The sequence below is a fragment of the Peribacillus sp. 05N428 genome, from assembly GCF_056397085.1.
In genome coordinates this window covers 1-22,566 of sequence record NZ_JBFTMS010000048.1, presented here as the reverse complement: position 1 = coordinate 22,566, position 22,566 = coordinate 1, and the positions used below count along the sequence as shown (strand labels likewise).

The 22,566-nt window shown below is 40.8% G+C and carries 24 protein-coding genes; 5 read left to right on the top strand and 19 right to left on the bottom strand.

Annotated elements, in window-relative coordinates; all coding sequences use genetic code 11:
* Positions 1 to 103: 103 nt before the first annotated feature.
* From spoVIF to mgtE, 11 genes are all read right to left on the bottom strand, one after another.
* Complete coding sequence (spoVIF, locus tag AC1DIV_RS25945; RefSeq protein ID WP_034314458.1) at positions 104 to 358, bottom strand: sporulation-specific transcription regulator SpoVIF; 255 nt, start codon at positions 356 to 358, stop codon at positions 104 to 106.
* 112 nt (positions 359 to 470) lie between these two features.
* Positions 471 to 623: a YjcZ family sporulation protein gene (locus AC1DIV_RS25940; RefSeq protein ID WP_072272578.1), complete on the bottom strand. Its 153-nt coding sequence runs from the start codon at positions 621 to 623 to the stop codon at positions 471 to 473.
* Between the two features lie 102 nt (positions 624 to 725).
* The gene (gene spoVAE / locus AC1DIV_RS25935) at positions 726 to 1,082 is read right to left on the bottom strand and encodes a stage V sporulation protein AE (RefSeq protein WP_048686576.1); all 357 of its coding nucleotides are present in this window, start codon (positions 1,080 to 1,082) and stop codon (positions 726 to 728) included.
* Positions 1,083 to 1,098: 16 nt separating this feature from the next.
* Positions 1,099 to 2,124, bottom strand: a complete 1,026-nt coding sequence (spoVAD, locus tag AC1DIV_RS25930) for a stage V sporulation protein AD (protein WP_323599630.1) — start codon at positions 2,122 to 2,124, stop codon at positions 1,099 to 1,101.
* Positions 2,125 to 2,127: 3 nt separating this feature from the next.
* Positions 2,128 to 2,598 (bottom strand): stage V sporulation protein AC, encoded by a 471-nt coding sequence (gene spoVAC, locus AC1DIV_RS25925; protein WP_048686569.1) that lies wholly within the window; start codon positions 2,596 to 2,598, stop codon positions 2,128 to 2,130.
* An 18-nt stretch (positions 2,599 to 2,616) separates the two neighbouring features.
* Positions 2,617 to 3,114, bottom strand: a complete 498-nt coding sequence (locus AC1DIV_RS25920) for a YhcN/YlaJ family sporulation lipoprotein (RefSeq protein WP_048686567.1) — start codon at positions 3,112 to 3,114, stop codon at positions 2,617 to 2,619.
* Between the two features lie 293 nt (positions 3,115 to 3,407).
* Complete coding sequence (locus AC1DIV_RS25915; RefSeq protein WP_034314467.1) at positions 3,408 to 3,773, bottom strand: DUF1360 domain-containing protein; 366 nt, start codon at positions 3,771 to 3,773, stop codon at positions 3,408 to 3,410.
* Positions 3,774 to 3,787: 14 nt separating this feature from the next.
* Positions 3,788 to 4,360 (bottom strand): hypothetical protein, encoded by a 573-nt coding sequence (locus tag AC1DIV_RS25910; RefSeq protein WP_289349317.1) that lies wholly within the window; start codon positions 4,358 to 4,360, stop codon positions 3,788 to 3,790.
* A gap of 11 nt (positions 4,361 to 4,371) precedes the next feature.
* Positions 4,372 to 4,683: a hypothetical protein gene (locus AC1DIV_RS25905; protein ID WP_251538687.1), complete on the bottom strand. Its 312-nt coding sequence runs from the start codon at positions 4,681 to 4,683 to the stop codon at positions 4,372 to 4,374.
* Positions 4,684 to 4,990: 307 nt separating this feature from the next.
* Positions 4,991 to 5,764, bottom strand: coding sequence for an enoyl-ACP reductase FabI (fabI, locus tag AC1DIV_RS25900; RefSeq protein WP_034314473.1), 774 nt, complete (start codon positions 5,762 to 5,764; stop codon positions 4,991 to 4,993).
* A 133-nt stretch (positions 5,765 to 5,897) separates the two neighbouring features.
* Positions 5,898 to 7,274, bottom strand: a complete 1,377-nt coding sequence (mgtE, locus tag AC1DIV_RS25895) for a magnesium transporter (protein WP_340878468.1) — start codon at positions 7,272 to 7,274, stop codon at positions 5,898 to 5,900.
* A 121-nt stretch (positions 7,275 to 7,395) separates the two neighbouring features.
* Between mgtE and prpE the strand changes: the two genes are divergently transcribed.
* Positions 7,396 to 8,139, top strand: a complete 744-nt coding sequence (prpE, locus tag AC1DIV_RS25890; protein ID WP_057278897.1) for a bis(5'-nucleosyl)-tetraphosphatase PrpE — start codon at positions 7,396 to 7,398, stop codon at positions 8,137 to 8,139.
* A gap of 94 nt (positions 8,140 to 8,233) precedes the next feature.
* Here the strand turns inward: prpE and AC1DIV_RS25885 are convergent, their stop codons facing one another.
* Genes AC1DIV_RS25885 through yjbM form a run of 3 tightly spaced genes read right to left on the bottom strand, consistent with a single transcriptional unit; the run spans position 8,234 to position 10,630 of the window.
* Positions 8,234 to 9,148 (bottom strand): RluA family pseudouridine synthase, encoded by a 915-nt coding sequence (locus tag AC1DIV_RS25885; RefSeq protein ID WP_063591814.1) that lies wholly within the window; start codon positions 9,146 to 9,148, stop codon positions 8,234 to 8,236.
* 17 nt (positions 9,149 to 9,165) lie between these two features.
* Positions 9,166 to 9,960: an NAD kinase gene (locus AC1DIV_RS25880; RefSeq protein ID WP_323599626.1), complete on the bottom strand. Its 795-nt coding sequence runs from the start codon at positions 9,958 to 9,960 to the stop codon at positions 9,166 to 9,168.
* A gap of 49 nt (positions 9,961 to 10,009) precedes the next feature.
* Positions 10,010 to 10,630 carry a GTP diphosphokinase gene (gene yjbM / locus AC1DIV_RS25875; RefSeq protein ID WP_034314484.1) on the bottom strand — a complete coding sequence of 207 codons (621 nt, stop codon included), beginning with the start codon at positions 10,628 to 10,630 and terminating at the stop codon, positions 10,010 to 10,012.
* A gap of 319 nt (positions 10,631 to 10,949) precedes the next feature.
* Here yjbM and AC1DIV_RS25870 point away from each other — a divergent pair, with 319 nt between their 5' ends.
* From AC1DIV_RS25870 to AC1DIV_RS25855, 4 genes are all read left to right on the top strand, one after another.
* Complete coding sequence (locus AC1DIV_RS25870; protein WP_340875304.1) at positions 10,950 to 11,528, top strand: CYTH domain-containing protein; 579 nt, start codon at positions 10,950 to 10,952, stop codon at positions 11,526 to 11,528.
* Positions 11,529 to 11,550: 22 nt separating this feature from the next.
* Positions 11,551 to 12,219, top strand: a complete 669-nt coding sequence (locus AC1DIV_RS25865; protein ID WP_445670113.1) for a lytic transglycosylase domain-containing protein — start codon at positions 11,551 to 11,553, stop codon at positions 12,217 to 12,219.
* A gap of 233 nt (positions 12,220 to 12,452) precedes the next feature.
* Positions 12,453 to 12,857 carry a globin domain-containing protein gene (locus tag AC1DIV_RS25860; RefSeq protein ID WP_053534150.1) on the top strand — a complete coding sequence of 135 codons (405 nt, stop codon included), beginning with the start codon at positions 12,453 to 12,455 and terminating at the stop codon, positions 12,855 to 12,857.
* Complete coding sequence (locus AC1DIV_RS25855; RefSeq protein WP_053087428.1) at positions 12,854 to 13,747, top strand: ClpXP adapter SpxH family protein; 894 nt, start codon at positions 12,854 to 12,856, stop codon at positions 13,745 to 13,747. The genes AC1DIV_RS25860 and AC1DIV_RS25855 overlap by 4 nt, the downstream gene beginning before the upstream one ends.
* A 933-nt stretch (positions 13,748 to 14,680) precedes the next feature.
* Here the strand turns inward: AC1DIV_RS25855 and pepF are convergent.
* The 5 genes from pepF to spxA all read right to left on the bottom strand — a co-directional run bounded on the left by pepF (position 14,681) and on the right by spxA (position 21,129).
* Positions 14,681 to 16,498 (bottom strand): oligoendopeptidase F, encoded by a 1,818-nt coding sequence (pepF, locus tag AC1DIV_RS25850; protein WP_477577689.1) that lies wholly within the window; start codon positions 16,496 to 16,498, stop codon positions 14,681 to 14,683.
* A 166-nt stretch (positions 16,499 to 16,664) separates the two neighbouring features.
* Positions 16,665 to 17,873 (bottom strand): competence protein CoiA, encoded by a 1,209-nt coding sequence (locus tag AC1DIV_RS25845; RefSeq protein ID WP_340875300.1) that lies wholly within the window; start codon positions 17,871 to 17,873, stop codon positions 16,665 to 16,667.
* Between the two features lie 97 nt (positions 17,874 to 17,970).
* Positions 17,971 to 19,479 (bottom strand): cardiolipin synthase, encoded by a 1,509-nt coding sequence (gene cls / locus AC1DIV_RS25840; RefSeq protein ID WP_340875298.1) that lies wholly within the window; start codon positions 19,477 to 19,479, stop codon positions 17,971 to 17,973.
* Positions 19,480 to 19,570: 91 nt separating this feature from the next.
* A complete protein-coding gene (mecA, locus tag AC1DIV_RS25835) occupies positions 19,571 to 20,239 on the bottom strand; it encodes an adaptor protein MecA (protein WP_034314498.1) in 669 nt (222 codons plus the stop codon).
* 494 nt (positions 20,240 to 20,733) lie between these two features.
* A complete protein-coding gene (spxA, locus tag AC1DIV_RS25830; RefSeq protein WP_034314502.1) occupies positions 20,734 to 21,129 on the bottom strand; it encodes a transcriptional regulator SpxA in 396 nt (131 codons plus the stop codon).
* Positions 21,130 to 22,566 lie beyond the last annotated feature (1,437 nt).

Genomic DNA, 22,566 nt, shown 5'->3' with positions numbered 1-22,566 from the left:
TATCTTGCAAATGGACTTTTTTAAAATTAAAAAACTACAGGCAAACTCGCTTTTTTTCAAGTTTGTCTGCAGTCTGAAGGCCTGCATGATAGCAGGCCCTTTTTCATTTTTTATTAATCATATTGGATATCGTCCCGAAATCAAGTTTATTCCCTTCAGCTACGATGGAATGTACGATTTTATCTTCCGTTTCCTTATTGACCGGCTTATTCGCTATTTTTGAAACGCGCTTAATGACGTTTCTAACCGTTGTTTCATCTTTGAAGTTGGCTCCTTGAAGCGAGTTTGCCAATTCTAATACATCTTTCATATTTACACCGGTTTTACCTTCTATGTTTTTAAAAAAGTTATTATCCATACTTAAGCCCCTCCCTTTTCTGTACCTATCCTATGGCATAATCAGAAAAAAGTGCTAGGCCCATACAAAAAAATAAAAGGAATAGGCTTCTTCTGCCTATTCCTTTTACACCTTAGCAGAAAGAAGCCCCTACAATGATCAATAGGATAAATAATACAACGATTATCGCGAAAGTGGAACCGCCGCCACCGTATCCTCCGCCATAACCGCCGCCGTATCCATAACCGCTGCCGCCACAACAACCGTAGCCACCAAAACCAAACATACATATCACCTCGCTCTCGCTAAAGCTTACTGATAACATATGTAGGTCTGGACAAATATGTATAGGCCATGTCCTAGGCCAGGCTGCCTATTTCCGCTTTTTTCATCCTTTTGGTCTGAAAACCAAAGCTCCGATGAATCCAAAGACGATTGCTGCAGAGATACCGGAACTTGTAATTTCAAACATGCCTGTCAGTACGCCGACTAGACCATGTTTTTCCGATTCCATCATCGCCCCGTTCACCAGCGAGTTCCCGAACGAAACGATCGGTATGGTTGCTCCGGCACCGGCAAAGTTAACAAGCGGCTCATATAAATCAAATCCGCCGAGAACAGCCCCTATTACAACGAACAAGCTTAACGTATGTGCCGGTGTCAGCTTAGCAACATCGAAAAGAAGCTGGCCGACTACACAGATCAAGCCACCGATGACAAAGGCCCAAAAAAACATTGCTAACATCGAAATCTCTCCTTTTTCATGAATTCATCCCATATTCAATGGCTACAGCATGGGCAATGCACGGAATCGTATCTTTTTGCTGGACGGAAAGCGGTGACAATAATGCTCCTGTTGCGACCAGCAGGATTTTTTTATATTTGCCGGAAATCATTTCATTCAGTATATGACCGTATAATACCACTGCCGAACATCCCGCACCGCTCCCGCCAGCCAAAACAGGCTGGTCCTTTTTGAAAATCATCAATCCGCAATCCTTGAATTTTTCCTGATTGATATCACAGCCCTTTTGCTTTAATAAGTCAAGAGCTGTCTCCCTCCCTATTTGACCTAAATCACCGGTAATGATGAAATCGTAATCATCCGGGGTCAAACCAGTATCTTTGAAATGGGCAAGTATCGTATCGGCGGCCGCCGGGGCCATCGCTCCCCCCATATTGAAAGGATCTTTCAATCCCATGTCAATGACCTTACCAATAGTGGCCGAGACAATATGCGGAAATTCCCCTTGCTTGCTTCCATTAGGAGCAACCAGCGCCACCCCTGCTCCTGTTATCGTCCATTGAGCTGTAGGTGGCTTTTGCCCGCCATATTCAGTTGGATAGCGAAATTGTTTTTCAACAGCTGCATTGTGGCTCGATGCACCTGTCAACACATAGTTAGCCCCGCCATAATTAGTGATGAAGGCAGCTAGTGCCAGCCCTTCCATCGATGTGGAACAAGCCCCAAACAAGCCGAAATATGGAATTCCGTTGGTTCTGGCCGCAAAGCTTGTCGGTGTAACCTGATTGATTAAATCACCCGCCAAGAAAAACTGTACCTGCTCCTTGTCAATCTTGCCTTTTTCCAATGCAAGCTCTACCGCTTTCTCCATCAAATGCCGATGAGCCTTCTCATAGGAATCCTGCTCCATCCACAAATCGTCGTATAAAATATCGAAATCACCAGCAATTTCTCCATTAGCTTCAAATGGCCCGCCTGTTACCCCTGTTTCCAAGATGACCGGCTTATTGGTGAACATCCATGTTTGTTTTCCCTTTAACACCGCTTAGCCCCCAATCATTAGGTAAATCGTTTTTATCAACGCCACGACAAAGGCTGAGAATACTCCGAATAAAATAACCGATCCGGCCAATTTAAACATATTGGATCCAACTCCAAGTACAAAACCTTCCGTCCGATGTTCGATTGCTGCCGAAATGACTGCGTTACCGAACCCAGTGACTGGGACGGCACTCCCTGCCCCCCCAAACTGGCCAATGCGGTCGTAAAACCCGAAACCGGTCATCAAAAGTGCCAGAAACACCATGGTGGCCGTTGTCGGACCTCCAGCTGTCTGCTCTGTAAAGTTGAAAAAATAAATATAGAAGTAGGAAATGGCTTGTCCCACTATGCAGAAAATACCACCTACTAAAAAGGCCTTCAAACAATTCTTCACTATCGGTCTTTTAATTTCATGCTTTCCTTGGAGCTGCTGATACGCATCCTGTATTGGGGTCGTTTTATCCTTGCCGCTCATATTGCTGAACCTCTCTTTCTAAATTAATTCTTTTTGAAGTTCTTCAATTTCCTTGAACTTCTTCCTTGCCTTTTTCTCGGGTACATCCTTTTTCTTAAGTAACTCGTTCAACCTTACCGATTCCAAAAAGATTTTATAATCGCTAGATACGATAAAATCATTTTTGGGAAACTTCTCTTCCAGATTTTCAGTCACAGTCTTTTCAATTTTCTTCATATGAAAACGTTGTAGGTGCTTAACTTTATAAGCGACGATAATCTTTTTGTCGTTTTTCACGACGATCACGTCATAGATGGTGTCTTCATTAGCAACTGTTTCCTTGACCTTTGAGATCAGTCCCTTTTCATCCTTCTCATCCATTCCATTAATGATATCCATCGGTTCAGGATTCGTACGTTTAATCATCGCGAAATTCTCCGTTTTTCCATCATTCTGATTGCTGCACGCCGTAAGCACACACAAAACAACTATAAAAATCAGCCAGCTTCCCTTAAAATATCTTCCTTGTCTGAACATAGAATCACATCCTAATTTATCGTTCTATTGTTATTTTCTTGTTTAACGGTTTTTTTATGAATGGTAGGATTAGGAAATAAAAAAACCCTTCCAAAATGGAAAGGTTTTTTCACTCAATAGCCTTTATTTTTATTGTTATTATTACAGCCACAATCTTTCTTGATTTTGATTGGCTGATCTTTTTTTATCGGTTTTGCATATGCCCATGGATTATTCTGTTTCTGATTCAATTCTTGACTCCTCCTTTAAGATCTATATCATACTATATGAATGATTAGACAAGTTGTTTCCAATCAAATGTCCATAATTTTGCTGATTATGACCTCAATTATCGCTCCTACTGCTGCAACGGCAAGGATTAATATCAGTACGTCGCCTATAAACCAATGTTGGATATAAAGGAAAACCAGAAAAAGGCTGACCCAGACACCCACGCACCAAAAACAACTTAGCAATTGACCAATCCACCCCAGCAGACCCTTTTCTTTGGGCATTAAAAATATTTCCACAATTCCTTCTTCATTTTTTTCTTCTATCTCTTTAAAAAAGGGGCTGCGCAGCGGCTCCATGATTTTATCGAAAACGATCAAGCGTGTCAGCCTGAAGGAAGCCAAGCCTAATATGATAAATAAGGTAAATTCACTTTGTGGGGGAAACATTTAATATTGCTCCTTCACTTGGATTCTTCAATTATTTTGGCATCGATAATATCCGGCAGACCCACGAAACGGATATGGTTCCCTCTTTTAATTTTCACTGATTCCCCTCTCATGCCCAACACATGAAACCGAAGCTTTTCTCCGTTAATTACCGCCTCACATAATGGTTTTGGAAAACCTTGATGATTGGATAGGCGGGAAATGATGTCACGGGAAGATTCTTTCTTCTCCACCTTTTTCCTTTTTCTCTTAACTGGCTTTTCATTTTCCTGTTCTATTTGTTCAGGATGTTCCATTTTTTCAACCGGAGCTTGCTCAGGGACATATTCTTCCGTGATTTTCCTTAATCCCGTAATCTCTTTTTCAATTTCCATCATGGCATCATAAACACCAAATTCGCGTTTGACCTGTTCGATTTTTTCTTCTTTATGCTCGGCTTCTTCCTGAAGTTCCGGCTCAGCGCTGTCTTGAGGTTTAGCCTTTTTCGTTCGAAAATCACTTTGCATATTTCCACGCAGATCTGATATTTTTGCTTGATCGACATATATAAGTGGTTTGGATTCTTTATCGCCATTTTTCTCTGACATGAAAACCCTCCTTAATATTTCAGAATATCCACGGACTGCAGCTGTTCCATTTGGTATTGGACAACTTTTTTCCCGAATTTATGCCTTATGAACAAACTGGATTCTTTTTTTTGTTCCAATTTCCCGAATAGTGTACGGTCATTGATGATGAACTTACAAACAGGCTTAGGTGCAAAGGCTGGAAGTCGGGACAATAGCTCCACCAATTCCTCGGCGGTATATGAAGTGCTGATATTTTTTTCATGTAAATTGATATGTCTCTTCAGCGTATTTTGTATGGTTTGTTTTCCAGCACAAGGCACACCAACTTTTTCCACGTCCATGATACCCCTCCTTCTTTTTCTCGAATAGGGTTGAAAGCAGCTTTATGCCGATTCTCGCAAACAATGAATATCCGCTCTATGTATCATTTATATGAAACTCACCCTTCTTTATGCTGGAGATGTGACACTCCTTCAAAAAAGGACATCAAACCAAGCTTGGATATGCTGGGCATTTATGGAGAAAACTAAAACATTTGAAGATGAAAAAAATCGGATAGATTTCAAATGAGGATGCAGCAATTAAAGATTCCTGAGGAGTGGAAAATCAATAAAAAAGGGGACCGATATCGGTCCCCTTCTTTTACTGTCATCCGATTATATGGTAACCAGAATCCACATGGATATTTTCCCCGGTAATCCCGCGGGACATGTCACTTAATAAAAATACTGCCGTATCCCCTACTTCTTCTGGAGTCGTTGTACGACGAAGCGGTGCTTCTTCTTCAATCTTCTTTAAAATGGTATTGAAGTCGCGAACACCTTTTGCGGATAGGGTACGGATAGGTCCCGCTGAAATAGCATTCACTCGAATGTTATCTTTGCCAAGATCACTTGACAGGTAACGGACATTGGCTTCAAGTGAAGCCTTAGCCACTCCCATTACATTATAATTAGGCATGACCCGCTCACCGCCAAGATACGTCATTGTGACGATGCTGCCGCCTTCCGGCATGATTTCTTTCGCCGCTTTAGCCACAGCCGTTAAAGAAAATGAACTGATATTATGGGCAAGCAAGAACCCTTCACGGCTCGTGTTGACGAACTCACCGTCCAGTTCTTCCTTGTTAGCGAATGCGACACTGTGTACCACGCCATGAATGATACCTGTTTCTTCCTTAATCGTCGCAAAACATTTTTCAATGCTTTCATCCTTCGTTACATCACATTGTAAAATGATGGAGGGCTCCCCTTCCAATGTAGAAGATAGTTCCCTAACGCTTTTTTCCGTACGGTCTTTTCCGTAAGTGAAAATCATCTTTGCACCTGCTTTATGTAAGGAACGGGCAACTCCCCAAGCAATACTTCTTTTATTCGCAACACCCATTATGACAAACGTTTTTCCCTCTAATGAAAAAGTCATCGTATGTGACCTCCTATTTTTAATACAAGTTATTAGTACCTGCTACTAATGACAGTATATCAAATTTCCTTTGATAAAAACACCGTTTTCTAAAGTCCTCTGGGAATGACCCTCCAGGAGGGCCTTCTTTGACTTATAGTAAATAGCCCATTAATAATGTTGCTAATCCGAAATAAATAAGAATACTGATAAGGTCATTTATAGTTGTAATGAAAGGACCTGAAGCTACTGCTGGATCGATTTTCATTTTATGCATGAGAAGCGGGACGATTGAACCGGCAAGTGTGGCAACGATCAGAGTTATGAAAATTGAAATACCGACCAATAAACCCAGCATTAAATCTTTTTGCCAAAAATAGACGATGAAAATGATGGAAATTCCGCATGTCAGACCAATAATAAGGCCAGTTCCAGCCTCTCGAAGGACTAGTTTCCACTTGCTTTCCTGTTCTAATTCACCTGTTGCGATTCCTCTGACCGCTACTGCCAATGCTTGTGTACCTGTATTTCCAGCCATGCCGCCAATCAATGGAATAAATACAGCCAGAATCGCTTTTTGGCTTAGTGTCTCTTCGAATCGCCCGATCAAACTCGCAGTCAGCAAGCCTAAGAACAAGAGGATGACCAACCATGGCAGCCGTTTTTTTGCAGCTGAAAATGGACTCTTATCAACATGATCCAGATCAGATATACCGGCGAGTTTTGAATAATCATCCGATGCCTCTTCATCCATGACATCAATGATATCATCAACCGTAATAATCCCTAACAAATGGTTTTGGAAATCGACGACCGGCACGGCAAGGAAGTTATAGTCCCTTATTTTTCGTGCCACCTCTTCCTGGTCTTCAGATACAGGTACGGAAACTACCCTGTCATCCATTAAATCACCAATTAAAGCATCTTCATCTGCTATGATCAAAGTCCTGAGCGATAAAACACCAAGCAGCTTCTTATCCTGATCGGTAACGAACACATAATATATCGTTTCCGCATCCGGAGCTTCCCTTTTTAATATCTGCATGGCTGATCGAGCCGTTTCATTTGCTTCAATGGCAATGAACTCTGTCGTCATGATACTTCCTGCCGTAGATTCCTCATAATTCAGAAGTTCCTGGATTTCGCTTGCCGCTTCATCATCCATGATGGTCAAATAGCTGACGGCCTGCTCATCATTGATTTCATTCAAGACGTCAGCAGCATCATCCGCATACATATGGGAAAGCATATCAGCTGCGTAAGAAGGATTCATTTCAGCCAACAGGCTTTCGTAATCCTCTTCATCTATTTCTATATTCTCAAAAAGGTCCGCCATTTCTTCCGGTGACAAATATGTGTAAATGACGGATCTGTATTCATCTGACAAGCTTGTATAAAATTGAGCCTGATCATAAGGGTGCATTTCAAGGAACTCCGTACGAAACTGATCTAGATTTTCCGTTTTAAGCGCTTCAAGCAAAAACTCGTTATTCACTTGACTACTCTCCCGTTCCTTCTCCCGGTCCTTCATCTCCTCCATAACCATACACCTCCTAAAACATATTTTTTCATTTCCTCGTTTATATTTTATTTTTTAAATAATACTATACTAATACCATAAACATATACAAAACAAACAAAGGATGTGTCAAATGAACATCGATATCATAGGGGACATTCATGGATGTTTCGCTGAATTCAGGCAGCTGACCGAAAAAATGGGCTATACATGGGAGACTGGGGTTCCTGTACATCCCTCTGGAAGGATTCTCGGCTTTGTAGGGGATTTAACCGATCGCGGCCCCAATTCCCTTCAGGTAATCGAGGTTGTCCATGAATTAGTCATTAACCAAAATATAGCAAGGTATGCCCCAGGTAACCACTGCAATAAATTGTATCGTTATTTTTCAGGCAATAAAGTACAAATATCACACGGTTTAGAAACTACTGTAGCTGAATATGAATCACTGAACAGTCGGGAGCAGAAGAAAATCCGGAAAAAATTCATGGATCTATATGAACGTTCCCCACTTTATCAAATCATGGATGAAGGGCGATTGATCATTGCCCATGCAGGAATTCGCAGTGACTATATTGGTCAATATAGCAGTAAAGTAAAAACCTTTGTCCTCTATGGTGATATAAATGGCTCCAAACATCCGGATGGGTCTCCCGTCAGGAAAGACTGGGCCAAATCATACAAAGGGGAATCTTGGATCGTATATGGCCACACACCTGTCCCTGAAGCTAGACAAGTCAATCATACATACAATATTGATACAGGCTGCGTCTTCGGTGGAAAACTGACGGCTGTCCGTTATCCCGAAATGGATCTTCAAGAGGTGCCTTCAACCATGCCATATATAGCGGAAAAATTCAGGACATCTTTTGATTAACCAAAAAAACTCGCCATCTTGGTGAGTTTTTTTGCGTCTATGATTTTTTACAAAAATCTTGAATCATTCGTTTTAATGTGCCCCGTTATAAAAATCAGGAATCCCATCCTTTACTTCCATCGAGCAAACGGGACATATCTTCTGGCAACTCTTCTTGAAACAACATCATCTTCTTTGTGAAAGGATGTAAAAATTTCAGCTCAAAACAATGCAGGGCTTGGCGAGGTATACCTCTCCTGTTCCCTCCATATAAATCATCACCAGCCAACGGGTGACCAATATGAGCCATATGGACCCTGATTTGATGCGTACGCCCTGTTTGGAGTTCCAAATCAAGGAATGTATGGGACTCTGTGTGTGCCAATACCTTAAATAGGGTACAGGCATGCCGGCCATCCTCCCTAACTTCCCGTTCGATGATGCTGGTCGATTTTCGTCCGATTGGCGCCACTATCTCTCCTACAGGTCCTTCAACGATCCCCTCAGCTATGGCTTGGTATCTCCGTTTAACCTGTCCTGATTTTTGCTGTTCACTTAATAGGTGATGGATATGCCGGTGCTTGGCAATTAAAACCAGACCTGATGTATCCCGGTCAAGACGTGTAACTATATGGATCGTCGCCTGTACTCCCGTCTTCCTATAATAACCCGCCAAGCCATTCGCCAGACTGCCGTTGGGATGCTCGCGGGAAGGAATGGTATTCATGAAAGGGGGCTTGGCCACCACCAATACAAACTCATCTTCATACCTGACATTCAGGGGGATCGGTTCCGGTAAAAGGCCTTCGCTTGCCTGCTCCGGCGGGAATATGACGGTGACGGTGTCACCTGTTTCAATCCGTTCCCTTACGGTTACTTCTTCGCCGTTCAACCGGATATATCCACCTTTAAACTTAATATCCGTTAATGCTCGTTTTGAAATATCGCATTTGCTGAGAAACTCTCGCAATAAAGAGCCAGAATCCTCTTCAGAAACCGACCAGGTCAAAGAAAAGTTTTGATTTGACATGAGGTGAGTCTATCTCCTTAATTAGCAATAAATGAATCATGCACTCTTTTCCAGAAAGGAAAAGGGCGGAATCTGGCAAATCGGATCTTTTCATCTGCCACCCGACACTGTATCGACTTTACATTTTCCTGAAGCAAGGACAAATGGTCGACCGTAATTTGAAAATTGACCGCATTGACCGGCCTGAACATACATGTATGATGTGCCGGCAGCAGAAGTGGAGATCCTACCGTTCTAAACACCCGGTTATTAATGGATGCCAATTCGGTAATCTGGATGGCATCGATTGATGGATGGACGATGGCCCCGCCAAGCGCCTTATTATACGCCGTGCTTCCAGATGGCGTCGCAATGCATAAACCATCTCCACGGAACGTCTCGAAATGCTGGCCGCGTATTTCAACGTCCATTACGAGCGTCCCTTCAACACTTTTGACTGTCGATTCATTCAAAGCCAAAAATCTGGCTTCCCGTCCTCCATGCTGATAACGGACAATCGTTTCGAGCAGTGGATATTCCACTATTTGAAATGGGGTTTTCGCTAAAGCTATCACCAATTTTTCTATTTCATCAGGGGTCCAATCTGCATAAAACCCAAGATGTCCTGTATGTACTCCAACAAAGGCGGTTTTATCCAATCGATTCTTATAACGGTGAAAAGCATATAATAAAGTGCCATCACCACCGACAGAAATGACAATATCCGGCTGATCTTCGTCATATTCCAACTGAAAGTCCTGAAGATACGTTCGCATCCTTTGCATTAAAGTATTCGATTTCGCATCTCCTTTTGACGTAATCGCAAATTTCATGTAATCCCACCTTCTATTTAGATTTCTTCTCGTTTACCCATTTATTTTTTCAAGAATCTTTCTTCCGGGAAAAAAGACGCTGTGCTTCCTGGATTTCCGTACGGATTTGCGACATCTCTGCATCAAGCAGGAAGGCCGCTTCAGCTGCACGTTTGAGTCGCAGTTGAATATCTTCCGGGAAAATGCCTTTATATTTATAATTTAAAGAATGTTCAATCGTCGCCCAAAAATTCATCGCAAGAGTCCTGATTTGAATTTCGGCAAGGATATTCTTTTCGCCATGGATCGTCTGGACCGGATAGCGGATTACAACATGATAAGAACGATAGCCGCTAGCTTTTTTATGGGAAATATAATTCCTCTCCTCGACTATCTCGAAGTCATTTCGACCTCGTAAAAGTTCAACCACCTGTTCGATATCATCCACGAACTGGCACATCATGCGCAGCCCTGCAATATCCTGGATCTCAGTTCCCAATTTATCAATGGGAATGTCCTTTAAGCTCGCCTTATCCAATATGCTGACAATCGGCTTTACCCTGCCTGTTACAAATTCGATCGGTGAGTGAATATTCTCTCTCTCAAACTGTTTCCTTAAACCCTTTAGCTTAACCTTCAATTCTTCGACAGCCTGAGTATAAGGCGCCAAGAAATCGTCCCAACTCTCCATTGCCACACCACCTATATCTATCTAAAAAGCGCCTGTTCAACTCTGGTATGGGCAGAACGCTCTCCTAAACCCAGCAGCCAAATGACTTTATGCCAATTCACCACTGGATTCTATTAAATCTTTCTCTAGCAAAGAATATGTATTAAATTTCTATATATACGATTGACCAATTCTCCTGCTCAACGTTTATATTTTATCATATCCTGCAATTGATTCCTAAATATTCAAGTACAATAGCAAAAAATTATTGAATTCAATTTGACAGCTTGAATGGTTCTTATATGATTAACCTAAGAATCAGCGAGAAAGGATGGAACACATGAACCAGCATATTGAAATTGAATTTAAAAACCTCTTAAGCGAAAAAGAATTTCGTCAACTGATCGAATACTTTCATGTCGGGGCATCGAACTTTAAAACACAGAAAAACCATTACTTCGATACACTTGGATTCTCTTTGAAACAGCAAGACTCTGCACTTAGGATCAGGGAGAAAAATGGCCGATACGAGCTGACTTTAAAACAGCCCGCTACAGATGGATTATTGGAAACGAATCAAGATATTCCTGAAGAAACCGCATATGGCTTCCTGAAACATAACATATTCCCTGATGGCGAGATCCGACATCTTATCCTCGAGTGCGGAATTGATCCAAAAGATTTCACCTGCTTTGGGACACTACAAACAGACCGTTTTGAATTTCCTTACAAAGAGGGCCTGCTCGTTTTAGACCATAGTTCGTATTTGAACCAAGAAGACTTTGAGCTTGAATATGAAGTGTCGGATGCAAAAGCCGGGAAAAAAAACTTCCTGACGCTCCTTGAAACCCTTCAAATTCCGGTAAGGGAAACCGAAAATAAGGTTAAGAGGTTTTATCGTGCCAAATTCCAAAAATAATCCTGTTTGAACCCATTCGGAGGTGGAGAGTTTGAAAATCCAAGATTTCAAAACGTTTATGGAATTGCAGGCAATCCAGCAATTCACGAACGGCAACATCAAAAATACAAATTCATCTCGATCCGTTTTCCAGGACATGCTCTCGGCATTGGTTTCGGGTGATGCTCTAGAAGGCACTTCGCAGACATTGGGTTCCTTATTATCCAATGTGGAAACGGAAGCGAAGAAGTCCTTTCTTCAACCCATCGGTCTGACATCCATGAACATCAACCCGATTTCCACTGCCCACGCTAACAATCAGAGCAGCGAAAACGCAACAAACTATGATCATATCATCAGCCAGGCGGCAAGTTTATATAATCTCCCGGAAAAACTGATTAAGTCTGTCATTAAACAAGAATCGAACTTCAACCCTGAAGCCACCAGTTATGCGGGTGCAACAGGCCTTATGCAGTTAATGCCAGCAACTGCAAAAAGCCTTGGGGTGGATGATGCAACCGATCCAGAACAAAACATCATGGGCGGGAGTAAATATTTAAGTCAAATGATGGCACGTTATGACGGGGACATTCAGGTTGCCCTTGCTGCTTATAATGCCGGGCCAGGAAATGTCGATAAATATAACGGCATCCCTCCTTTTAAAGAAACTCAGAACTATGTCCAAAAAGTTTATGGCACATTTTCAAGCTAAAGCAAGCTGACCCTGTTTATTTATGATGGGTCAGTTTTTTCATGTCTATATATGCTTCTTCCACGCACCCTGATCAAATGGTAAAGCTCCTCAAATGCTGTCATCTTCGTTCATTTCCCTGTGTCATACTACAGATGTAAAATTTTCTTTAAGCTATATATTTGTTATATCAGTACGTCATTGATAAAATATGAATAAATATCAACCATCTTTCTTTAAAAGGAGTAATCAACATGATGCAAGGGAACCCTACACCATATGAATTAATTGGAGAAGGGCAATTACACAAATTAATTGATGTGTTTTACTCCAACGTTAGTCAACACCCGGATCTGCAGCCAATATTCCCTGATGATTTAACTGAAACGGTCCGTAAGCAAAAACAATTTATGACTCAATATTTAGGCGGTCCCTCTTTATATACCGAAGAGCATGGCCATCCTATGTTGCGGGCTCGACATATACCTTTTGAAATCACACCAGAACGTGCGAAAGCATGGCTCTCATGCATGTATCAAGCCATGGACGAAGTTGGCCTTGAAGGTGAGATTAGGGAGTTTTTCTATCACCGCCTCTATTTGACGGCACAGCATATGATCAATACATCCGGAACTGACGGGAAAGGAGAAGACAGTTGAGCGCACAAAAACCAGTTTTCAATATTTCCGATTGGATCAAGACGCAGCATTGCTATGATATAGGAAAAAAGCCAATTGAAATTTATGTTTTTGTTGATCCGCTTTGTCCCGAGTGCTGGGGCTTAGAACCAATTATTAGGAAATTACAGATAGAATATGGCCAATTGTTCAGTTTACGCCATGTTTTAAGCGGTAAAATCGATACTCTTAATATGGGGAAAAATAAAAATTATGAAAACCTTGCTCAAGTTTGGGAAAAGACAGCCAGCCGCTCGGGAATGTCCTGCGACGGGAGCCTTTGGTCTGAAAACCCAATCTCTTCTCCATATACAGCTTCCATCGCAATAAAGGCAGCGGAATTGCAGGGCCGTAAATTGGCCATTCGCTTTTTAAGGCAGCTTCAAGAATATGTATTCATAGGTAAAAAGGATATATCCAATATCGAGGTCTTGACCGAATGTGCCAAAATGGTCGGTTTGGATGTGGAGGAATTCCTTTATGACATCAATTCTTCCAGTGCAGCCAAAGGCTTTCAATGTGACATGAAAATCACAAGTGAAATGGAAGTGACTGAAATACCTTCCCTTGTCTTTTTCAATCAAAATATTGAAGAAGAGGGAATAAAGGTTTCAGGTGTCTATTCCTACGAGGTATATGTTCAAATTTTAGAAGATATGCTGAATGGTCTTCCAGCCCCCGCACCCCCTCCCTCTCTCGAAGAATTTCTTAGCTGTTTCAAACTAGTGGCCACAAAGGAGATTGAAACGGTTTATAATATGAGTAAGAATACCGTCGAGTTGGAAATGAAAAAGCTTGTTTTAAAACAGTTGGCAGAGAAAATTCCTGCTAAATACGGAACGTTCTGGAGATACACAAAGAAGCAGTCATGAATTTGACTGCTTCTTTGTTTGTTATATATTAAAAAGGAAAAACCATGCAAATCAAAAGATTGCATGGTTTTTTTATTATAAGAAATAAGGGGATGGGAGAAATTTTTCACGATCAAACAAAGGGGTATAAGTTTGTTTGTGATTCACTTCACAATATATAATATAACAGATAACCCATTTATGTTTCAACCATATGTGTAACTTTTCACAAATTGTTCACAATATATATTTTTCGTCTTTTATTATCCTTTCTGGTATATATAGCTAAATAAGAGACGGTTTTAATTTTTAGGCCATACGTGTTTTGATAGCTGATTTAGTATGGGATTGAGTCTATTTGTGAAATGTATCACAATAATAACTAAACATTTCTTTTTATTAATTCAGCTTACGTTCAACTTTTATTACTACCGGTACCATTATATTTCATGCACATGAAAAACCCCGGCAAATCACGAAATTTGCTGGGGTTTTCACCTATTTATACGATTAAGGGGATGGGAGAAATTTCACGACGAACAAACAAAGGGGTATATGTTTGGGATGTGATAACTTCTATATCTGTACTATAGCAGATTACACACCTTATTTGCAAGAACTTTGTGCGCGACTTCACATTATTGTCATATTCTTAGAATACTGCTTATTCTAAAACATACTATCTAATAATGAGCAGATGAGTTTTTACTGCTGCCAGGTTGGAGGTGACCAAATTGAAAGGCTTTATTCTACTCATACTCTTGATAGGGTCGCTATTTGTCCAGCTACTCGGTATCATGGACCTCATTCCTCTGTATTTTACCTCCCCTATTTTATTTTTTGTTTTGTTCATAATTCTTCATAGCTTAAATCAGAGAAACCGTTTTAAAGGATTATGACGGACATCCAGATAAAGATGAAAAGGACCCGAAGTGTTCGGGTCCTTTCCACATCCTATTTATTCAAAAGTTCTTCCAACTCATTTAATTTTTCTTCGAATACATTCATGGCTTCTTGTACAGGCTCGGCTTTTGTCATATCGACGCCAGCCTTTTTGAGTACTTCGATCGGATAATCGGAACTTCCTGATTTCAAGAACTCCAGATACCTTTTGACAGCAGGCTCTCCTTCTTCAAGGATTTGCTTGCTCAATGCTGTTGCTGCACTGATTCCAGTTGCATATTGATAAACATAGTAATTATAGTAGAAGTGTGGTATACGAGCCCATTCCAAACCGATTTCTTCATCAATGGTCACGTTCTCGCCAAAGTATTTCTTGTTCAGCTCATAATATTCCTTAGTAAGCATATCCGCCGTCAACGCTTCCCCATTTTGAGCTTTTAAATGAATGGTATGTTCAAACTCTGCAAACATCGTTTGTCGGAACAATGTGCCACGGAAACCTTCCAGGTAATGGTTCAGTAAATAGATGCGTTTCTTTTCATCTTCGATCGAATTCAGTAAATAATCATTCAACAGGTTTTCATTACAAGTCGATGCAACTTCCGCTACAAATATTGAATAATTCCCGTATGGATATGGCTGATGTTTACGTGTATAGTAGCTATGGACCGAATGCCCAAACTCATGAACGAGCGTGAATAAGTTATTGACGTTATTTTGCCAGTTCATTAGAATATAAGGGTTCGTCCCGTATGTACCCGAAGAATAGGCACCGCTTCGTTTCCCTTTGTTCTCATGCACATCGACCCAACGGTTTTGAAATCCCTCTTTCAAAACGTTCAAATAGTCCTCCCCTAGCGGAGCAAGACCTTTAAGGACATAATCTTTGGCCTCGTCATATGTCACTTCCATCTTCACTTCTTTAACAAGAGGAGTGAATAGATCATACATATGAAGTTCATCTAATTCCAGTACTTTTTTACGTAAATCAAGATAACGGTGCAGTAATGGCAAGTTGTCGTTGACCGTTTTAACGAGATTATCGTAAACGGTCTCCGGAATGTTATTATTACTTAACGCCGCTTGGCGTGCTGAATCATATTTTCGAACCGTGGCATTGAAGTTGTGGTTTTTCACCTCACCTGACAGGGTTGAAGCAAATGTATTACGGAACTCCCCATACTTGCTGTATACCCCTTTAAATGCCTCCTCACGTACACGGCGATCTTCACTCTCAAGAAATCTGATATACCTTCCGTGAGTAATTTCCACTTCATTTCCCTCTTCATCCTTGATGGTCGGGAATTTCAGATCTGCATTGTTAAGCATACCGAAAGTATTGCCCGATGCATCGAGTACTTCTGATGCCTGCGCCAATAGTTCTTCCTGCTCTGCTGATAGGATATGGGGTCTCTGAAGATTAATTTCCTCTAAAGAATGTTTATATAATTTCAATTCCTCTTTTTCTTCCAAAAACCCTTCAACTTTACTTTCGTCAATACTCAATAGTTCAGGAACCATATATGAAAACGCAGCCGCTGCCTGTGCGTATAAAGCTTTTGCCCGATCCTCCATCCCTTGATAAAATGGATTGGTTGTATCTTGATCATTGCGCATATGTGAATAAGAATAAACTTTCCCTAGCTTCTCGAAAACCTCATCTTGAAGTTGGAGGGCCGCAAATAACTTTTCTGCGCTTTCTCCCAATGTCCCTTTATGTGCCTCCGCTTTCTTGAGGTCTTCCTTTACCGCTTTGAAGGCAGCTTCCCAATCTTCCTCGGTTGCGAAGATATCTTCCAGTCTCCACGTATCTTCAGGAGCTATTTCACTTCTTGAAGGTAATGTATTCGTTTTTGTTTCCTGTGCCATAAAAATTCCTCCCCATTCTATAGAAACTTGCCATTGGGCTAACTCATTAAACCGGATTGAAACTGCAATGCTTCATTTTGTTTAATTCCCAGTTCTTATTACTATTTCTCCATTTACAAAAATAATCCTGCCATTTCATCTGAATTCAAGATAAATTGAGATGTTATCACTGATTATACTGGATATTCCCCTTTTCCATCATCAATTTATGCTTATCATAGAAATCTTTTTCCAAAATTTGAGCTTGATCACTGGTGAAGGGAAGGGTAAATTCCTTTTCAACTTTAAAAACCCCTTCTTCCAGCTTTGTTAGATAACCCAATTGCTCCAAAAGCATGATATATTGTTCTATAGGATACTCGATGGTTTTTTCATGAAGCAATGGCAACGGTCGGAACTTAATTTCCCCTTTTTTTGAACGCTTTCTAAAAATGCGGATAATATCAGCCATATAAATCTTTTCCCCTGTTCTTTTCTCTTGAAACACATCCATGTATAACCATGCCTGCCATTCGATCGAGGCAGTTTCGATCAACAGCATCCCTCTGACGGGAACACCCACTTCAATTGGAAGTGTCGCAGGTGAAATATGATGTAAATATAGGGCTTCGAAAACAGGATCGCATCTGCGTGCTGTTTTCACTCGATGGAGGGACCAGCCATTTCGTTTATATCTCCATACAGGCAGAAAAGGGAAACGAAGGCAGTTTTGGGGCACTGCCCGACTAGGGGGAAGGAGCTTTAGAGAAGCTGTTGTCAATTCGGCAAAGACGGTTCTAGGGGTAAAAGGAGTGAGGTTCTTCAATACTGATAAATGATCAGTTTCCGGGCAATACATCCAAAGAAACGGATGATGGCAGCTGCCGGTGACGAAGAGCCATTGGAAGCGGGATATACTGAATTCATAAAAGCTTTTCCTTTTTAAGCTTTTTGCAGCGAGGATCCAGATTGGTTTAATGCCTATGCTTTGATAGGCTCTTGACCTTTCCATGAATTCCGCCTCGGGGATAACTGAGCATTGAAATTCTATCGCATAACGATTACCTCCTATCCTCACTAAAATATCAGTCCTTTTCTTAATTTCGGGAAGGTAGGCTTCTAGATCCACATGATAACCATGTGATAAAAACCACTGAAACAATTTTCTTTTTCCCATTAAATGATAGGCGGATTCCGGTTCTGAAGAAGCACGGCATGAAGAACTATTTTTATGGGCGAAATGCGGAACCCTTACACTTCCCGCTTTGATGGTCAATTCCATCTTGCAGCATGGACAGTAATAATCTGCTGACTTTCTCCAGTAATCAATCATGTTTGCCGGTATCTTTTCAGGGAGGGTAATCCAAGTCCCATCTTTATTTATCGCAGTTAGCATACATCTCCTCCTCATCCACTACATTCGCCTGGTTCGCTTAGGATTCCTTTTAATGTGCAAAAAAAAATGCCTGATCGGCATAAAAGAGAGTTACAATCTAAAGAAGGGGTGAAAGCAATCGGCAAGTGGACTCCAATAATTTCAAACCGAAATTACGTTTGGAAAACTCATCAATCTCCACTTCCTTGGATACCTTTATATCTTCCATGTAATCATTCACCAGTTGCTGAGCACTTTCCGTCCGGTAAAGAAATGCATTGACTTCGAAATTCAGGTGAAAGCTTCTCATATCGATATTGGTTGTCCCAATTGATGCCATTTGGTCATCCACTATGATGATTTTACTATGCATGAAGCCTTCATTATATTGAAATATACGAACTCCAGAAGCAAGCAATTCGGGAAAATAAGTTCTTGAAGCATGAAATACGATACGTTTATCGGGGTTCTTCGGGACGAGAAGCCTGACATCCAAACCACTTAAAGCAGCCACCTTCAATGCTTGTAAGATATTGTCATCAGGAACGAAATACGGGGAGGCAATCCAGACGGACTTTTCTGCTGAAGCGATCATCTTAAAAAAAATGCTTTTAATGATCGTCCATTCACTATCCGGCCCGCCGCCAATCAATTGAACTCCGCCATGTCCGTGATGGTTCGGAATTCCGGTCATGAGGTATTCATCACTTAAAAAACTATTGTTGGTGCTATAATACCAATCCTGCAGAAATATGAGCTGTAACGTCCTGACCGCTTCCCCCTTTATGATGAGATGCGTATCCCGCCAAGAACCGAATTTCTGGTCTTGTCCCAAATATTCATCCCCTATATTGAGGCCGCCGGTGAAACCGACAGAGCCATCTATCACAATTATTTTACGATGGTTGCGAAAGTTGAATTTATTATTTAATAAAGGGAGATGCAACGGACCAAAGGCCACCATTTCGGCTCCCGCATTCTTCAGTTCATCGATATAAGATCGAGCTAACTTCCAGGAACCAACCGCATCATAGAGAAAACGGACCTTTACCCCTTCTTTTACTTTCTGTATCAAGATTTCTTTTAACAGTCCGCCAATGCGGTCATCCCTAACAATATAATATTCTAAATGAATATGATGTCTTGCTTTTTTTAATTCTTCGATGATATTGGAAAATGTCTCCTCACCATTCCGTAAAACCCTGGTTTCGGTCGTAAATGATACAGGGCTATTCCCCAGCCTATTTGCAAGAGTGATTAACTGCTGTGGGTGATCGCCCATTTCCTTAATTCGTTCATTATATCCCGCTTCGCCGCTTATTTTCACGAAAGTCTGTTTATCCAAAAAGTACTTCTTGCGAAATATCCTTTCTTTCCGAAAATTACGGCCAAACAAAAAGTAAAAAATGAAACCGATGAATGGGAAAGCGCAAAAAATAACAAGCCATGTTATGGTCTGGATGGGATCTCGATTTTCCAGGAAAATGTTGAATCCAATTATCACCAAGAAAAGGGTCAAAATAAGGCTAGAATAAAAAATCAGCCCGCCATCAACGCCATTTAATAGAAAATGCCAAGTGCTGACCAACATGAGAATAAGCAGACCGATGCCAACTATATTCTTCACCTAGACTCCCTCCAATTAACAAACACAGGAACACTAAAAAAACCCCCCTTAGACGAAAAGGCCGATTTCTACTGAAATCGGCCTCAACAGTCTATGCGAAATATTTATCGACCGTTGTGAATACATCATTTTCGATAACTATCTTTCCGTACTCTTCAAGCATGTGCACCGTTATAGGCGACTCCTGGCTATATTCCAATAAAAGACTTAGAACATTATCGATTTCTTCCTCATCAATCTCCGCTTCGGAAAATTCGATATAAAGATAATATTTATTCTGATAAACATAAAGTTTAGTCGTCCAATCATCCAAGCCATGACGTTTGCTTAATGAAATGACATCTTCGAAATCCTCGAAAGTCGTGATGAATTCAATCATACCATCTTCGAATGTCATTCCGCTTTCTTCATCTTTACCATGAAAATGTTGATCAAGAAGCGTATCCATCTTGTCTGATACATTCAAATCCCTTAACTTATCATCTGAAAGAGGCAGCTCGAGTTTCTGACCATCTTTGGCAAGCTGGGCTTTTGTGACCAAAACTTCCAAGCCTTTTTCAAGGGCTTGAACTTGAATCCATAAAGGTCCTTCAATCATGAATTCTTCTTCCTGATGCACTTCATCCATCATTTCCCAAAAAAGTTCCTCACTTCGCTCGCGGCTGTACCAAATTTCTTCGCGATCAAAGCCTCTTTCCTCAATATCTATATAGGAAATATAAAATTTTACTGTATCGTCATTAATGCGTTCGATTTCCATGATTCCCCTCTCCCTTCCTTTCTCATTTTGAAGGGATAATAACCCCCAAGCGAAAATTGCTCTTAAAAGCTCTTTACCCGTAAGTGAATACTGTAAATCATGATAGTCATTAAAACAGACTATTTTACATCATTTTATGACAAAACCTTGAAGAAGGGAAATAAAAAACATTACTTATCTAAAAAACAATTGTTTGCCTAATATTCCATTCATTCTATAAAAAAATACATCCGCATGCAACTATCATAATGCTTTATTAAATTTCACTCTTACTGCCGTCAATGTCATATTATATACATGGCATGATGAGCTGCATTCTTATTTTTTCTTGAAATGATGACCGGTTCAAGGGACCTGTTGCAGCTAAGAAACGACCGCTGTCGCCTATCAATCCTGTTATGTTCCCCGTCATTAAGTTAAAAAAATCAGCGGAAAATCGGATATGTATAAAGAAAAAGCCCTGCACATTTCCTGGCAGAGCTTGAAAGACCTTATTAGTTGACCATACGTTGTGCTTCCCGTAATTGGAAGGTACGAACTTTACGTGGTAAAAATCGTCTTATCTCATCTTCATTATAACCAACTTGAAGCCGTTTCTCGTCAAGGATAATTGGACGTCTCAACAGTCCAGGATTCTCCTTGATCAATTTATATAATTCTTGAAGAGGCAGGCTCTCTAAATTTACGTTTAACTTTTGGAAAGTTTTTGACCGTGTTGAAATGATTTCATCGGTTCCATCTTCTGTCATTCGAAGAATTTCTTTAATCTCATCAATCGTTAACGGTTCTGAAAAAATGTTTCTTTCTTTATATCCAATCTCATGTTCCTCTAACCATGCTTTTGCTTTTCTGCATGAAGTACAACTAGGTGATGTATATAATGTTACCATGCTTACTCACACTCCCTAAATATAGAATCGGTGATCTATGAGGGGAAATCTACTATTAGTATTCATAAGTACCACTCTAATTTGAAATAATTTTAAATAAGTATTTCATGTTCCTTATTATACACTAATTTTTTTAAAATGAATACCCTTTTTGATATTTGAAAAAATCCTTTAAAACTTCCTGTTCATGCTGTACTATAGCTATTTCATTTTTTTATGTAATACATTAAGACCACATTTTCTAATTGAAAAAACATAGCTGCCATTCTCATTTAACTCTCAATTCGGCCCTCATGATTATTTAATTATCTCGTTACTTTTATTTACCCCCAATCCTTGTCAATAAACAAGATCATGTTAATATATTTTCTTTAATAAAAAGCAAATTCCTCCTTTTACAAGAAAAACCATTCTTTTAGCACATATTTTTCCAAAAGTGAAAAAGGTAATTCAAAAGAATCCGCAATAAGGGAGTAATCTACCATCCAAGAAGTTATAGATATTCATTTATCTGCAGAATATGCACAATAAAAGACATACCATTTGATTCCAGAAATCCGCTTCCTTTCCGCCGACTGCCTGCCGAGCCTCCTCGGCACAAGCGCCTGTGGGGTCTCGGCTAGCCAGTTATTCGGCAGGAGTCTCGCAAATTTCTTCCATCCTTTAAGGATTACTGTAAAAAGCATGAAGGATCCCCTATCGATGTGTCCGAGCCTACAGTCTTTTCTTGAAATTACATTCCAGTTGATTTCGGAAATCCGCTCCCTTTCCGCCGACTGACTGCGGGGGCTCGGCTACCCAGTTATTCGGCAAGAATGTCGCTCATTTCTTACATCCATTAAGGGGTACTGTAAAAAAACATGAAGGATAAACTCGTCTTGTTTAAGAGTATGGTTCGGGGCGAGAGCAATTCGAAATTCCTTTTGCCGGAAAATTGATGGAACCGCCAGACTGTAGACGAATTGGAGAAGAAGAGCCAGTTTCCCTACAATATCTCTGAAAAAAGAAGTTCCAGCTGATTGGAACGTAAGGTACGAGACTCCTGCGGGAAAGCGTGGCCAAGGGAGACCCCCGCAGGCACAAGCGCCTGTGGGGTCTCGGCTAGCCAGTTATTCGGCAGGAGTGTCGCTCATTTCTTCCGTCCATTAAGGGGTACTGTAAAAAAACATGAAGGATAAACTATTCTTGTTTAAAATTATGGTTCGGGGCGAGAGGATTCGAAACTCCTTTTGCCGGAAAATTGATGGACCGCCAGACTGTAGACGAATTGGAGAAGAAGAGCCAGTTTCCTACAATATCTCTAAAAAAAGAAGTTCCAGCTGATTGGAACGTAAGGTACGAGACTCCTGCGGGAAAAGCGTGGCCAAGGGAGACCCCGCAGGCGAACGCCGAGGAGGCTCCCTGGACCGCCCGCGGAAAGCGAGTGCCTGGAGTGGA